Raw genomic sequence first — 12,975 nt, 5'->3', positions numbered from 1 at the left:
GTTAGGCGCTCACCATGTCGCTTTGGCGATTAAATATGCGGCCTTCGCGAAGTTCCACAATACGGTCAGCCGTTGCTGCCGTTTCCTCGCGGTGCGCGATCACAATTCGGGTAATTTTTAGTTTTCGCACTTCATCGTTAATCAGCTTTTCATTGAGTGGATCGAGATGACTCGTCGCTTCGTCGAGAAGTAGAATGCTCGGTCGCTTATACAGCGCACGCGCCAACATTAGTCTCTGCTTTTGCCCCCCGGAGAGACCCGTTCCAAGGTCACCTATATGGCTACGGTAACCCATTGGCATTTTTAGGATATCATCATCAATTTTAGCAATTCGACAGCATTCCTTGATCCACACAAGATCAGGATTATCCTGAAAAAATGAAACGTTCTCCTCAATGGAACCTGCAAAGAGAACGTCGTCTTGAAGTACAGCGCCGACTCTCGCGCGTAGGCCGTCAAGTCCAACCTCCGCGAGCGGGACACCCCCAATTCGGATTTCGCCTCCGGTAGGCGGATTAAGCCCTAGTATTAAATGGCCAAGCGTAGATTTTCCTTCCCCAGATGGCCCCACGATACACACTGATTCTCCGTTTTTTACTGAGAAATTGATGTCACGCAAAACGAAAGGGTCGCTAGGCGAGTAACGGAACGAAACTCCGCTGAACTGCAGTGAATAGTCGCCAAGCTCTGCGCTGGACCATGCGCGCCTTAACGACCCTTCTTGAGGAGTGTGAACAATATCCGAGAGTCGCTCCATTTGGACGTTTAGAAGCTTGAATTCGAAGAATTTATCTATCAATGACGTAATCTTCGAATCAAATTGATTCTTATAAGCGAGGTATGCGACAAAAAGCCCCGTTGTCATCTTTTCATCCATTACCGCATTTGCCGCAATCCATATGACTAGAATATTTTCTACGGCTGCAATTATGGCGTTCCCGGAGTGGAAAATAATCCCGATTTTCTGTATCGCAAGATTCGCATTCGTTTGGGTGACGAGCAGAGAGAGCCAAGCACTAACCCGTTCTGCCTGTCTAACAAAGATTTTTATTGTTCTGTGTCCGCGCAGCGTTTCCAAAAAATGGCTGGATACTTTGGCCCCGTGGATTGACTCCTCCAATGTAGCCTCTCGAAGAGGCATATATCGCAGCATTCGGCCAATCGCATAGAGGAACATGAACCCGATAGGAATCGCCGTCATCCAGGCGTTATAGTAAAGCATCAGACTTATCGTAGCGATTGCTACGAAACCATCGATAACTCCTTCTATCGCTGAGAGCGTAACGGTCCTCTGGATTATTTCTATGGTAGAAAACCGTGAAACAATATCTCCTGGATGCCGCTTGTCAAAGTAATCTGTCGGTAGCTTTACCAAATGATCCATAACTTTGGCTTTCCATTGCACGGCCAACGATGTGCCAAAGTACATTATTGCGTTGTATCGGGTAACGCTGACGATCTGTTGTACGATTGTTACAAGTAGAAATCCGAGCACGAGCAGATTCAGCAGGTCTCGATCAGATGTTACAAGTACTCCATCGATTACCCACTGTGTTAATAGAGGAACCGTGAGCGCAATGAGCTCCAGGCAAGCCGCCATCACGAATATTCTGAACAAGGAGTGCTTCAGGCCAACTAGCGCACCCCACAGTGACCCAATTGATACTGGCGGAGCCTTGGCCTTAGTCTCGAACTGCGGAGAGGGCCAAACCTCCAAAGCGACACCTGTGAATGAACGCGAAAATTCCTCGACATTTATACGTCGAAGGCCAATGGCGGGATCTGCTATAGCGTACTGCCCTCGTTTGATCTCTTTCAGGACCACGAAATGGTCAAACTTCCAGTGCAAAATCGCCGGTAGGCGTAGCTGACCTATCTCATCCAAGTCGACTTTCAAGGGCCGGGAGCCTAGATTCAGTTCTCCCGCGAGACTCATTAGCTGAATTAATGTGGTGCCTTTTAATGACTGTGGAAATTTCGTTCTGAGCTCTGATAAGCTAACTTCATGACCATAGCTTCGCGCGATCATTCCCAAGCAAGCAAGTCCACATTCACTCGATTCCGATTGAAAAATTGGAGAAAAAGTCTTTCCAAATCCAAAACTGAGCCGGTCTATAAAGTCGATCATAGTTTGCCAGAAACGGTAAACAGCGGTTCCAACGCCCATTCATATATGCGTCGTGTTTCCTGATAAATGCTTGCTTTAATTGTCATGCCAGCCTGCAGCGAGACGTCTTTTCCAAAAGCCCGGACAGTTTGTTCCTGCAAGGAGATAGTCACTCTATATACCGGCTCAACCGGGCGGCCATCTCTAGGTTCAGCAATTAGCGCCCCCGGAAGCTCATTTGGCGGTAGGGAAGTCCTCGACACGCTTGCGACCGTTCCGGACACGTGACCAAATTTTTGGTATGGAAAGGCTTGCAGTCGAATTAAGACTTCTTGGCCCGGGACGACAAATCCGATTGCACTCGAAGGCGCAAAGAGCTCAGCCACTAGGGGTTCATTGGATGGGACAACCGCCGCAATCGGTTTTGTGGAATCTGTCGATTGACCGAGATACGCTGTAATCGTCGTAACCATCCCGCTGACTGGTGAACGAATTTCCAGTTTCCCACGTGCCTCGGCCTCAATTTGATCTTCTCTTGTAAGGGCGATCTGCCTGTCCAACTGGGACGCATCATTCCTGAGCTTCAACTCCGCGGAGGCCGCCTCACTGCGGCGCGCGGTTATTTCCCTAATGACACCGATCAATTCGCGATTTAAGGCATTGACTCTTGCTTGTTGGTCAAGGTATTCTGCGCGTTTGATCTGATATTGTTCGTTTGTTACAAGATCCTGAGCGACGAGCGACTGATAGGAACCCGCAAGCTCTTTCGCAACATTGGCGCGTTCCATTGCCACCCGAATTTGAGTTCGAATCTGCTTGGTCTCCCGGACCAAACCAACGACGCGATCGTTCAGGGCACGCATCTCTTTTTGCAAAATTTCCGAAGAACGAGCGCGCTCATCGTGCAGTCTTGTCAAGCGCTCTTCGACCTGCCGCCCGATACCTTCCAAGGCGTCGCCGCGCGCAGTTATTCGATCGGTTGACACGCGAAACAACAGATCCCCCGCCTTCACAACTTGCCCTTCTTCCACCAGTTGGGCGGTTATCCGACCAGGTTGCTGCGTGTACACCTTCACAGTTCCATGCGTTGGGGTTAGTTGGCCAACTAACTCGGTGCGCCGAGTATATTTACCCAACACCATGAAAATCAGGATGCCGACAAAGACCAGCATCGCGAGCACCGCGACGGTTGAGTGTATCTTTTCACTGGCGAGAATAATTGGACCAACTTGGTGTGAAGATAGTGCTTCCGCTGCCTCGCGCCTGAACAGTTCGCTCTTCTGCATGATTCAGTAATTTCGTCGCGGCATCTAACGTGGCTTGGGGGAGCGTCACACCAAAAAAAACTAACACCAAAGGTGTGACGCTAGTTTACACATTAAGCTAAAATGCTATTAGCCATCATTGTCGGCAGTCGTCGGCGTGACCGGAATGTTGAAATCGCCCATGGCGTTATACATCGTGTCGTCCTGGATCGGCTTCGAATTGCTGTAGAAATAATCGGTAAGTTTGTTGACTCCTGCTAGCGTGTAATCTAATGCCTTACCAATAAACCATCCGATAACGGCAGCCCTTACATCGTCCTTGGGGCCACCCCCTGCAACTTGTCCGCAGGAAATTGGGTCGAGAACTTGCATAGTTATCTCCATAAAATTAGGAAAATTTACTGCCGCACGGCTGCAGAGCAATCCACAGCGCGATGCTCTTGTCCGCTTCTTAGTCGATTAGTTCGGTTGAGACATACTTATCAAGTCCTGCGTGACCATTGCCGACAGAATTGCGGAAAGCTCTTCATGACTAATACTCACAATCTCCGAAGCGATTCGGTGGAACGCTACGCCACGATGGTCTTTTGCGAGTATTGAAATTRTGTAATTAACCAATGCCTGCTCGAACCCAGTGTTCTTTATCTTTTTCTCGATACGATCACTGCGGACTGACCAATTCTTTGCGAAGATAGTATTTGCTGGATCAAACTTTGGTGTCTCTCCGAGCACGAAGTCGAGTTGATACGACGAGAACCATCGGTTGTTATTATCACGAGAGTTGCGAAAAGTCTTGAAATGCTCGTGATTGGAAAATAATGAGGCTATTCTTTCGCCGAGTTCGGCGAGCGATTCGGGAGAGCTTAATTTACTGTCCATGGAATTCCGGAAGTGGATGTCCTTTTCCATGACGGTGGATGTCAACCAGGTCACATAATCGATTATTCTGGGTGGATGCACGCCAACTGCAATGTGAAATGTTGGCTTGCCGGGCAGTGCCAGTGCGTTGTGCCACCATCCACGCGGGACGTAAAGAACGTCGCCGGGCTCTAAGATGGTTTCCAGGGCAGGCCCTTTTGGACATCGATCCTTAAATGGGCCACTTCGCTGGTCGCGGAGCGGTAACTCGAATGTTGGATTGTAAATTGTCCATTTTTTTCTACCAAATAACTGGACAGCGAATACATCATGTGTATCCCAGTGATTCCCGAAGGCCTGCTCGCCACCAATCGAAATATAGCCATTCGCCGCGGTTTCACTCGACACGTAGCGACCTATCTCTTGGCATATTCCTCGAATAGGAAGGCTGACACTTTCCATTCTATTGAAAATGATCGATGCACCGCTCTTTATGGCCTCGTAAAATTTGTCCTTTTGGATGGTTCGCCGGCGTTTCGCAATGTCCACGCATATCTCGGTATATTCACGCTCATCTAGAAAAGCTCCGCCTTTATGCAGGCGAATTCCGTCCCCCTCTTGCTCACCCAAATATAGGGTTTCTTCTATATCCCGAAAACCAAATTTTGTTTTTGTGAAGGCGTTGCGCATCAAACATGGCTTCCTCTCAAAGTATGAACGAAGAAACTCCTCACGATCCAGCATTTTGTCTCCCACATGGACTGTATAGGGGGAGCAGTCTAGTTAATTAGACGAGCTCCGACGAAACCGGCGAAATTGATCTATCGAGTCACTAATAAGCGCTAGCCACAGTTGGCAGCGCTTAATTCACGGTTTGATTAGTGAGCGCAAATTTTTATGGTAAGAGTGTGCGTAGAGGACGGACTTGGTCCCGTAGGAATGGTGGACCTGTTCGTTCAAGAATAGGAAATGTGGGCGCATGTTATCTCCCTGTATCACCAGCAGAATTTTTTTCGTTGACTTATTTTTTTGATTCTTCAGACTTTCGTGTGGGTGGTCGTACGCTTTCGCGCATGGCTTGATAAGGAGGAGCGTGGAACTGTACCGGCAGCTGCTTGGCGTGACTGCGCCCTCGATGGCACGAAACGCAGGCGACAGCACTGATGCTGAACCTGCTGTCGAATTCTGGCCGAAGCGCTCTTTTAATTCCGGATAGCGCAGAATTACTTGGACGCCACGCTGCTGCTGCACACGCGCATATGAGACGGTCAGCGGTATGTACTGACAGCGTGAGCGTGGCCAGACGAGACTTACAACATAATCAGCGTCACCGTGCCCGATCCGTCAAACTGGATGTTGGACGTGGCGGTATCCACCACGGACTTGCTTAGATTCAAACCCACGTTCACTTGACCGGAGACTTCAGTTAGTGCGTCAGGAGCGGTCGCATTGGCTCTTGCGACGAAGACGATGGACTTGCCCTTCGGAAAGTAGAGGTGCCCACCAGTGTAAGCCCAGGAACTGTTCGAGCCTGCAACGCCGGTCGTCATCAACCAGCCGGCCGGAGTCTGAAGCGCCCCCCCTACAGTTGTTTTGAACTTAAGCCCTCCCGCATAGAACCTCGCGTTGCCAATGTTCTGTCCGTTATACGTTCCCAAACCAAAATGACGATCGCCAGGTACATCAGGCGTGGCGATTGCAGTGCCATCCCGGTTGTCGGTAAAGGCCAATGCGAATTTGGTAGGCGCCGAGCAGATCACTGCCAGTGACATGCGGCCCTGTTGGGGGGGACGATAGGAGTGTCCAGAGTCAAAAGAGAGGGACCCTTTGGAAAGGCTTCCAAAGTCATTCACCCCACCGTTGCCCAGTGAAATGGTGCATGGGGACGGCGTAATGGTGCCTGCGATGGAGAAGCCGGCGGACTGCGCCTGTGCAGCGAATGTTGCCCCGGAAAACATTGCACCGACAAGTATTTTTTTGATCATGGAAAAATGCTTTCTTTGATAAATGGATAAAGTACTCAAGCCGGAGAATCCAGAAATAGGCAGAAATCGAAGCGTTTCAACCAATGCACTGCGCTGCTGCCCGGAATATTGTTGTTCTAAGGTCATAGGATTCCACTGCCTGACTCGCTCGAAAACACGTCACCCCACAAGCACTCCACTCAAAGGAGTACAGGCCCACGAAGCGTTGTGCCATACTTGGTCTTGCTTCGGCAACACAGGCGCGCCCTGCGCCCATGCAGGAACGTATCTTAGAGAACGAGGGCTCTCCTAAACATAGAATTAAATTTAAATACACGGGGAAATTCTGAGAGCCCATGGCCGGGGAGCTTCACGAACGGTGTCACGTTGGGCGACGGAGCGACCGGTCGGTCTTCCTGGCGCGCGGCGTGCCGGCGCTGGTTGCGCTGGGGGTGGCTGGCGCGGAAGCCGGGGATCACGTCGCCGATCCGCGGCGCCTCGAAGCCGAACCATATCGAGGACGCCGTGGCAGCGCAGTCGCTCGGGCTGACCGCCACCGGGATCGCCGCGCTGGCAGCACCGTACGTGTCGCACGCGCCGGTGGGGTTCTGAGCCAGCCGTCGTGATGGCCGGAACCGGTGGCTACCGGTGGCCGGTCACTCTCCCGCTGGTTGCATGGCAGCCGAGCTCGTATCGTTCGGATCCCGGGTGATCAGCCGCAAGCCGCTCGCGATGCTGGCCACCCCCGCGAAGCCCGCACCGATCGCAAGCGCCAGCGTTGGCCCGTGGCGTCCCGCGATGCCGAAGCTGAGCGCCACCAGCGCCGCGCCGGTGGCCTGGCCGAGCAGCCGCGCGGTCGCGATCACGCCGCTGGCGCCGCCGCTGCGCGAGCGCGGCGCGCTCGACATCAGCGCCTTGAGGTTGGGCGACTGGAAGAAGCCAAAGCCCGCGCCGCAGATGGCCATGCGGATGCCGATATCCAGCGCGCCGGGATGCGCCGGCAGCAAGGCCAGCGATGCCATCCCCATGCACATGACCGCCAGCCCGACGCCGCCAAGCAGGCCAGGCGGGTAGCGGTCCGACAACCGCCCCGCCAGCGGCGCCATCAGCGCGACGACCACCGACCAGGGCGTCATCAGGAACCCTGTTTCGATCGGGCTGCGCCCCAGCACGCTCTCGAAATAAAACGGCAGCGACACGAAGGCCAGCCCCTGCGCGGCGAACGAGCAGATCGCAGTCATGGTCGACAGCGCGAACATTGGGCGCTTGAGCAGGTCGATCGGCAGCATCGGCGCCGGATGGCCGCGCTCGCGGCGCAGCAGCAGCGCGAACGCCACGAGGAACACCGCCAGCGCCGCCAGCGACTGATGCAACGGCGCGCGCTGCGCGCCCTCCCCCAGCGCAAAGATCAGCGAGGCGAACATCACCACGTTCAGCCCCGCCGCGACCGGGTCGAAGCGATGCGCACCGCGCACCGTCTGCGGCAGCGCGGGCCACGCGATATAGAGCGCCAGCAGGCCGATGGGCAGGTTCACTGCGAACAGCCAAGGCCAGGGCCCGAGCGAAAGAATGATCGATGCCACCGTGGGTCCGACCGCGAACGACACGCCGACCACCAGCGCATTCAGCCCGACCCCGCGCCCCAGCCGGTGCGGCGGGAAGATCGCGCTGATCAGCGCCGCGTTCACGCTCATGATGGCGCTGGCGCCGACGCCCTGGAGCAGGCGGGCGGCGGCCAGCGTGGGCAGCGACCAGGACAGCGCGCAGACCACGGAGGCAGCGATAAACAGCATCAGCCCGCCCAGGTAAACGCGCCGGTGCCCGACGATGCCGCCGAGCGCGGCGAAGGGCAGCAGCGTGGCCACCATGGCGAGCTGGTAGGCATTGATGATCCACACGGATGCCGCGGGAGTCGCATGCAGGTCGGCCGCAATGGCCGGAAGTGCTGTGTTGGCGATCGCCGTATCGAGCGTGGCGAGCGAGACTGCCACCAGGATGGCGGCCATGCCGCGACGTTCGAGCGACGTCAAGGGCGCGTCCGCGGCGCGGGATGGAGGGTTGGAATCCGCAATGTTCGACACTGTCTGCACCGGTTACCGCCGCGGCCGGGTTGCGCCGATGCGCCACCGTCCTGCCGCTGATGTCTGATACATGCAGCATGGTTCGAGCGCGCTCCATGCGGAAAAATGCGCAGGAAACGCGAAAACCATGGCAAGCCGACACAATAAGGGAAAACGCGAATCTCTGCTGGCGGGGGGCTCGCCGGCGACAGCACGCGCGGGAACCGTTCGCGAATCGCCTGCCTGGATTACCCTGTATCCCTCGCAGGCCCTCTTCAGGGATTCGGTGGCCTGGCTGGACGAACGATTCCAGGCCGGCCACGGCGGCAAGACGGTCGTCATCACCCATTTCGCGCCGTCGCCGTTGAGCATCAGCCCCAGGTTCGCCGGCTCGCACCTCAATGCGAGCTTCGTCTCCGACCTGAGCCGGAAGATCGAGGCCCTGGCAGCCCGAACTCCGGGTACACGGCCACACCCACGACAGCTTCGACTACAAGGTGGGCGCCACCCGCGTGGTGTGCAACCCGCGGGGCTACGCGCGCGAAGGCAAACTAGAGAATCCGCGCTTCGATCCCAATCTGGTCCTTGAAGTGTGACGGGCGAGCGACAGATGCGGAGGGCTGGCCTGTTCGCATCGCGAACACCAGGTCGGGACTTTCCCTTGGTTTGCGGCACAAAGCGCACTCTTGGGCCATTCTGCCACCGGGGGCATCTCGCGATCCGCGCCATTGTTTGCTAATGTCTGCGCCGCAGGAACACAAGACGGGCGACGCCCGCCAGCACCCTGCGCCGCCCGGGCCGGCCAAGCACCGGCCCCTGGTCTGGCGGCAAGCTCGATAGACAGGAGACAATTTCAATGCGCCCCAGGGCTCTGGAACCGACCGAATCAGTACTTCTTGCCTTGATGGACAGCGTGCGCGAGTGGCAGCTCGTGCTGGACCAGACTCTCTCCGAAGCAGGACTCGACTATCCCGGATGGATCCTGCTGCGCGCGATCCGCCAGGAAGAGTTTGTTCGCCACGAGCCCTGCCTTGGGCCGATGCTGATTTCCGCTCCGCAATCGGAAAGCCTCTTGAACGCACTACACAAGGCGCAATGGATCGAGTTCGATCCCGCCGGGCAGCCCTTCATCCCCGTGGGAGCCTTGCCCCGGATGGACCGCGTGTGGAACGCGTTGAAGGCGCTGCACTCGGTATCGGTAGCCCCCTTCAGCAACGAGGAACGCACCACGCTTACCGCCTCCCTGATGCGCATGAAAGCCACGTTGCACGATCACAGCGTGCGCCTTGGCCGGCAGGCGGAACAACGGATCGCGACAACGCATTGAGGCAGGCATGCGGGTCCGCGTCCAAGCAGGCCGCCCTCCGGGGTTCGGCGCAGTAATGACAGGCTACAAGCGCCCCACCTGGCGGGACCGACGCCTTAGCGCCTGAGCGAAAGAACGGCGGGCGCGCCCAGACCGCGCGACCGCCGCTTTCGCCGCATCAAGCGTCCTCAAGCGTTATCAAGCCTTCTTTGCCCACGCGCTGCACCAGCCCTTGGTGGAAACCTGCTTGCCCGCGAAGAGCGGGCAGCCGCCACTGGCGTCCGTCGCCTTGCCCTGGAAGAGCTGACAGTTGCCGCAGTGCTGGGTGGCGTCATGTTGCGGGTACTTGGCTTTGTCGACCTTCGTGGTATCTGCCTTGTAGCCGAGGCCGACCGCCTGCGGGTCTTTTTCATCGACCATCGGGCCGCTGCCCTGGGCCCGGGACGCCAGGGGGACGCCCAGGGCACCCGCGGCCGCAATGATGGGAATGCCTTTCAGGAAATTACGACGAGTTGACATTTTCATATCCTTTTTTGTGGGGACTTGAAGCTTGCATGTCCGATACAGGGAGCCGCCGTGCTGGCCGGCTCCTGGCCTGTATCCCGTTGGAGGGTAGACGACGCCGGTTACGTCGACGTTGCACTCGATCATGGACGCAGATCGTCCGCGCCGCCTGCGAGCCGCGAGGGCTCCCGGGATAGGGATATGCAGGTAGAACTACATTGGTAAAACGCCCTAGTGCTCTAGTGGCCTAGTGGCCTCCGCCTACCTCGGCGATCGTGCCATTGGGCGCCACGAGGTAGAAATCGGCGCCTACCCCGACCCAGTGACGGCCTTTGGTTGGCTTCGGCAAGTTGTACTGTTGCCAGTCATCCACCACATATTGACGATCGCGGTACGCGGCGGGGAGCTTGTCACCCTTTTTCCACTGGGCCGGCACGCTCCCCGTATTGTTGCCGCTCGGTGCCATGCCGGCATCCTGTGGCTGCGATGACTGATATTGGTAGCCACGGGGGGCCTGCGCAAAACTCGAGGCCGAGACCAGGGCCCCCCCGGCGAGCATTACGCCCAGCAGCAGTCTGCTTCTCACGGTTTTCTTCATTGAGCACTCCTTTTTATTGGTCGCGATGGCCAAGGTGGGCCGCGATGGCCCTGCCAGGTCATCTCCTGCAGGGCGAGGCCACGAGCAGGCCAAGCAAACGGTGCGTCGCGAAAATGGAAGCTCGCAGCTTCGATGCCCTGATTAAGGATAGTGGCTCTGGCGAGGGATGGCGACGAGAAGTGCTGAAAACGTCGCCCACCAGACTGGCGGCGCCGCAATAAAGCAGGCTGGCGGAGAGGGAGCGGCCCGGCCGGGCCGGGAATGCCTGCCGGGGATGCAGGAACTTCAACCGGCGCGAAAACGAAAAGCAGCGCCGGATTCACAAAAAATGGCGTACTGATGACGCACCAATGGCGTCACCAGGCTACGGCGGGAAGGCGGCAAACGACGTCTTCAGCCACGCGCAGCCATGCTCAAGCGTGCGCGCCCCGTAGCGCGCCGGCAAAACCGACTTGCCCGGGCGCAGCGTCGTCTGGCGTGGCGTCCAGCTTGAACTCCCCCACCGCGTTCTGCAACTGGTGCGCCTGCTCCGCCAGTGCCGACGAGGCGGCGGCAGCCTGCTCCACCAGCGCGGCGTTCTGCTGCGTGACCGCGTCCATTTGCATCACGGCCTGATTGACCTGTTCGATGCCGCTGCTCTGCTGCGCCGAGGCCACCGAGATCTCGCCCAGGATGGCGGTGACCTGCCGGGAGGCGGTCACGATCTCGCGCATCGTCTGGCCGGCGTTTTCCACCCGCGCGGAGCCGTTGCGCACCTGCTCCGCGGAGTCGCCGATCAGCCCGCGGATTTCCTTGGCTGCCGCGGCGCTGCGCTGCGCCAGGGTACGCACCTCGCCCGCCACCACCGCAAAGCCCCGCCCCTGCTCGCCCGCGCGTGCCGCTTCCACGGCGGCGTTGAGCGCCAGGATATTGGTCTGGAAGGCAATGCCTTCGATCACGTCGATGATGTCGACAACCTTCTTGGAGCTGGCGCTGATCGCCTGCATGGTCTCCACCACCTCGCCAACCACGGTGCCGCCGCGCAACGCGATATTCGAGGCATTGGCCGCGAGGTCGTTAGCGGTATGCGCGCGCTCGGTATTCTGTTTGACCATGACGGTCAGTTCGCCCATGCTCGACGCGGTTTCCTGCAGCGCCGCGGCCTGCTCCTCGGTACGCTGGGACAGGTCGGTATTGCCCGCCGCGATCTGGGTCGAGGCGTCCGTGATGGAATCCGTCGATTCCTTGATCCGGGTCACCAGGTCGGTGAGCATGTCCTCCATTTCACCCATGCCGCGCAGCAGCCGGCCGAACTCGCCCTTGCGCTCGGTTTCGAACTCCTTGCTGAGGTCGCCGGCGGCCACGGTTTCAGCGATATAGACGGCCTCGCCCAGCGGTTGCTCGACGCTGCGCGCAATGCCGTGGGTAAAGACGGCACCCATCAGCAATGCGGCAAGCCAGAGCCCGAGCATCCAGGTGCGGGCAGAGGACACGCCCGGCCCGGCATTCCCCGCCACCACGTCCGGCATGGCATCAAGCCCCACCGCGATCGCCGCCGCCATCAGGATCAGCACCACTGCGAAGCCAGCGCCAAGGCGCATGCGGGTGCTCAGGTTGGCCAGTGACATCATTGTTGTATCTCCCTTTTCTAGTGGTTTTCGCCTGCATCGTCGTCTGGATATCGGCGGGACGCGAGAAAACTTTAGGGGAATACTTAGAGATTTCGTGAGCGACGATCAGATGGTGCTTGGCATCCACTGCAATCTGCACGTTGTAGCCGACCATTCCCGAGCCCTTAGCGCTTGTCGCCATCGAGCGCGCGTTCGGGTCCGTCATCGATATCTGGCCATCGGGCACCGTCTTGAGCTATTCCTTTACGTGGTAAAGGCTTTGCATCTGCTCGCGCAGTTGCGCGGCGGCGACTGTGGACCCGGTTGCGGTAGCCATGGATGTATATCTTCAGCAGGACTGCTGGATGATACGAGGGGCGACCTGTAGTCGAAGGAATCGCACCTTCGAACCCGAGTGATTCGAGTTCCAGCTCTTCAACAAGGGCGTCGATGATCCTGGCGGGGTTGTCCTCGGCAATCGGCACATTGGCGCAGATCGTATTGACGAGGCAGTGAACCGTGGCGAGGGCATGTCGCTGCCTCAACCGACGATTCGGGATCGCGAGTAAACGCTTCTTCGGCCAGTTTGCATCCCCATCGTCACGACTTGTGTGTAGTGCAATCGGGTTAGCACGCGCGGGTGTGCCGGGGTTGGATCGCTACGCTCAGGCTACCACCGATGATGAGCACGGCAGCAGCCATGATTCGAGTCGAGTTCATTTGG

General features: G+C 57.5%; 10 protein-coding genes and 1 pseudogene. 1 reads left to right on the top strand and 10 read right to left on the bottom strand.

Translation table 11 applies throughout. The features are described from left to right. Position 1 precedes the first annotated feature (1 nt). The 6 genes from AC1DQ3_RS11745 to AC1DQ3_RS11720 form a co-directional block, all read right to left on the bottom strand. Positions 2-2,167, bottom strand: a complete 2,166-nt coding sequence (locus AC1DQ3_RS11745) for a peptidase domain-containing ABC transporter (protein WP_477120366.1) — start codon at positions 2,165-2,167, stop codon at positions 2-4. Then, complete coding sequence (locus AC1DQ3_RS11740; protein ID WP_477120365.1) at positions 2,125-3,393, bottom strand: HlyD family secretion protein; 1,269 nt, start codon at positions 3,391-3,393, stop codon at positions 2,125-2,127. The genes AC1DQ3_RS11745 and AC1DQ3_RS11740 overlap by 43 nt, the downstream gene beginning before the upstream one ends. A 108-nt stretch (positions 3,394-3,501) precedes the next feature. Next, positions 3,502-3,744, bottom strand: coding sequence for a hypothetical protein (locus AC1DQ3_RS11735; protein ID WP_477120364.1), 243 nt, complete (start codon positions 3,742-3,744; stop codon positions 3,502-3,504). A gap of 87 nt (positions 3,745-3,831) precedes the next feature. Continuing rightward, positions 3,832-4,974 carry a cupin domain-containing protein gene (locus tag AC1DQ3_RS11730; protein WP_477120363.1) on the bottom strand — a complete coding sequence of 381 codons (1,143 nt, stop codon included), beginning with the start codon at positions 4,972-4,974 and terminating at the stop codon, positions 3,832-3,834. 566 nt (positions 4,975-5,540) lie between these two features. Continuing rightward, positions 5,541-6,341, bottom strand: coding sequence for a DUF1120 domain-containing protein (locus AC1DQ3_RS11725; protein WP_477120362.1), 801 nt, complete (start codon positions 6,339-6,341; stop codon positions 5,541-5,543). A gap of 509 nt (positions 6,342-6,850) precedes the next feature. Continuing rightward, positions 6,851-8,224, bottom strand: coding sequence for an MFS transporter (locus AC1DQ3_RS11720; protein WP_477120361.1), 1,374 nt, complete (start codon positions 8,222-8,224; stop codon positions 6,851-6,853). 886 nt (positions 8,225-9,110) lie between these two features. Here AC1DQ3_RS11720 and AC1DQ3_RS11715 point away from each other — a divergent pair. Continuing rightward, the gene (locus tag AC1DQ3_RS11715) at positions 9,111-9,581 is read left to right on the top strand and encodes a MarR family transcriptional regulator (protein WP_477120360.1); all 471 of its coding nucleotides are present in this window, start codon (positions 9,111-9,113) and stop codon (positions 9,579-9,581) included. A 177-nt stretch (positions 9,582-9,758) separates the two neighbouring features. On the opposite strand, the gene AC1DQ3_RS11710 is transcribed toward AC1DQ3_RS11715, so the two are convergent. The 4 genes and pseudogenes from AC1DQ3_RS11710 to AC1DQ3_RS11695 all read right to left on the bottom strand — a co-directional run. Beyond that, on the bottom strand, positions 9,759-10,079 hold the full coding sequence (locus AC1DQ3_RS11710) for a high-potential iron-sulfur protein (protein WP_477120359.1): 321 nt from the start codon (positions 10,077-10,079) through the stop codon (positions 9,759-9,761). Positions 10,080-10,311: 232 nt separating this feature from the next. After that, on the bottom strand, positions 10,312-10,662 hold the full coding sequence (locus AC1DQ3_RS11705) for an RcnB family protein (RefSeq protein WP_477120358.1): 351 nt from the start codon (positions 10,660-10,662) through the stop codon (positions 10,312-10,314). A 413-nt stretch (positions 10,663-11,075) separates the two neighbouring features. After that, on the bottom strand, positions 11,076-12,272 hold the full coding sequence (locus tag AC1DQ3_RS11700; protein ID WP_477120357.1) for a methyl-accepting chemotaxis protein: 1,197 nt from the start codon (positions 12,270-12,272) through the stop codon (positions 11,076-11,078). 85 nt (positions 12,273-12,357) lie between these two features. Then, positions 12,358-12,748, bottom strand: a pseudogene (locus AC1DQ3_RS11695) (transposase); the annotation flags it as partial. Between the last annotated feature and the right edge of the window lie 227 nt (positions 12,749-12,975).

It is taken from the genome of Cupriavidus sp. 01T418 (assembly GCF_056398885.1).
The sequence above is the reverse complement of the archived record's forward strand: the minus strand, read 5'-3'. Positions and strand labels throughout refer to the sequence as shown.

Excerpts from the sequence above, each read along its gene's own strand:
- AC1DQ3_RS11725 (WP_477120362.1), bottom strand. The coding sequence starts at position 6,341 with ATGACCTTAGAACAACAATATTCCGGGCAGCAGCGCAGTGCATTGGTT.
- AC1DQ3_RS11705 (WP_477120358.1), bottom strand. The coding sequence starts at position 10,662 with ATGAAGAAAACCGTGAGAAGCAGACTGCTGCTGGGCGTAATGCTCGCC.
- AC1DQ3_RS11740 (WP_477120365.1), bottom strand. The coding sequence starts at position 3,393 with ATGCAGAAGAGCGAACTGTTCAGGCGCGAGGCAGCGGAAGCACTATCT.
- AC1DQ3_RS11700 (WP_477120357.1), bottom strand. The coding sequence starts at position 12,272 with ATGATGTCACTGGCCAACCTGAGCACCCGCATGCGCCTTGGCGCTGGC.
- AC1DQ3_RS11710 (WP_477120359.1), bottom strand. The coding sequence starts at position 10,079 with ATGTCAACTCGTCGTAATTTCCTGAAAGGCATTCCCATCATTGCGGCC.
- AC1DQ3_RS11735 (WP_477120364.1), bottom strand. The coding sequence starts at position 3,744 with ATGCAAGTTCTCGACCCAATTTCCTGCGGACAAGTTGCAGGGGGTGGC.
- AC1DQ3_RS11745 (WP_477120366.1), bottom strand. The coding sequence starts at position 2,167 with ATGGGCGTTGGAACCGCTGTTTACCGTTTCTGGCAAACTATGATCGAC.
- AC1DQ3_RS11715 (WP_477120360.1), top strand. The coding sequence starts at position 9,111 with ATGCGCCCCAGGGCTCTGGAACCGACCGAATCAGTACTTCTTGCCTTG.